General features: G+C 60.4%; 1 rRNA gene. It reads right to left on the reverse strand.

From position 1 onward, the window contains the following. Positions 1 to 753: ribosomal RNA gene (locus tag ACZ4V6_RS36610) — 23S ribosomal RNA — on the reverse strand; the annotation flags it as partial. Positions 754 to 1,000: the final 247 nt, after the last annotated feature.

Raw genomic sequence — 1,000 nt, forward strand, 5'->3', positions numbered from 1 at the left:
CGCCCTGTTCGGACTCGCTTTCGCTACGGCTACCCCACCCGGGTTAACCTCGCAACACACCGCAAACTCGCAGGCTCATTCTTCAAAAGGCACGCAGTCACGAGACACCAGCAAGCTGATGTCCGACGCTCCCACGGCTTGTAGGCACACGGTTTCAGGTACTATTTCACTCCGCTCCCGCGGTACTTTTCACCATTCCCTCACGGTACTATCCGCTATCGGTCACCAGGGAATATTTAGGCTTAGCGGGTGGTCCCGCCAGATTCACACGGGATTTCTCGGGCCCCGTGCTACTTGGGTGTCTCTCCAACGAGCCGCTGACGTTTCGACTACGGGGGTCTTACCCTCTACGCCGGACCTTTCGCATGTCCTTCGCCTACATCAACGGTTTCTGACTCGTCCTGCCGCCGGCAGACGACAGAAGAGAGATCCCACAACCCCGTATGCGCAACCCCTGCCGGGTCTCACACGCATACGGTTTGGCCTCATCCGGTTTCGCTCGCCACTACTCCCGGAATCACGGTTGTTTTCTCTTCCTGCGGGTACTGAGATGTTTCACTTCCCCGCGTTCCCTCCACACTGCCTATGTGTTCAGCAGCGGGTGACAGCCCATGACGACTGCCGGGTTTCCCCATTCGGACACCCCCGGATCAAAGCCTGGTTGACGACTCCCCGGGGCCTATCGTGGCCTCCCACGTCCTTCATCGGTTCCTGGTGCCAAGGCATCCACCGTGCGCCCTTAAAAACTTGGCCACAGATGCTCGCGTCCACTGTGCAGTTCTCAAACAACGACCAACCACCCATCACCCCGAACCAGCGGCTCGAGTGCACTGGGGCCGGCACTGAAGGCGACCATGCGGCCGTGCCCTCAGACACCCAACAGCGTGCCCGGTCACTTCCCGTCCGGAGATCGTGCGTTCCACGCCCTTGCGGGCAGTACTAGCAGCCTCCGGCCCGAGGCCGTGACCGAGTAGTCAACGTTCCACCCATGAGCAACCAG

It is taken from the genome of Streptomyces sp. NPDC029152 (genome assembly GCF_055564355.1).